The 600-nt window shown below is 40.7% G+C and carries 1 rRNA gene; it reads left to right on the forward strand.

The features are described from left to right. A 23S ribosomal RNA gene (locus ACESOH_RS11760) occupies positions 1-600 on the forward strand; the annotation flags it as partial.

Genomic DNA, 600 nt, shown 5'->3' on the forward strand with positions numbered 1-600 from the left:
ATAGCTCACTAGTCGAGTCGGCCTGCGCGGAAGATGTAACGGGGCTGAAACATAGCACCGAAGCTGCGGCATTCAGGTATCAGATGACAGGTATCAGGAATCAGAGATGCAAGTAAAGAAATTTGAAGAACTCAATGTATTCCAAAAGGCTTATAAAGTTTCATTAGAACTTCATAAGTTTAGTCTAACATTGCCAAGTATAGAGCAATATGCATTAGGCGACCAACTAAGACGAGCAAGTAAAGGCATTTGCGCCAATATTGCAGAGGGTTTTGGAAAACAAGCACAATCAAAAGCGGAGTTTAAACGTTTTTTGATGATGGCAATAGGTTCGGCAGATGAAATGCGTGTTTGGTTAAGATACTGTTTTGATTTAGGTTATCTAGATGAACAGAAATATATCATGTGGCGAAATCGCTATGAAGCAATAGCGAAAATGCTACAAGGGTTAGTAAGTAAAACTTACTGATACCTGATTCCTGTCCTCTGATACCTGATTGGGTAGGGGAGCGTTGTGTAAGTCGATGAAGGTAGATTGAGAAGTCTGCTGGAGATATCACAAGTGCGAATGCTGACATAAGTAACGATAAAACGGGTGAA

The sequence above is a fragment of the Necropsobacter rosorum genome, from assembly GCF_964241405.1.
In the GTDB taxonomy this organism is placed as follows: domain Bacteria; phylum Pseudomonadota; class Gammaproteobacteria; order Enterobacterales; family Pasteurellaceae; genus Necropsobacter; species Necropsobacter rosorum.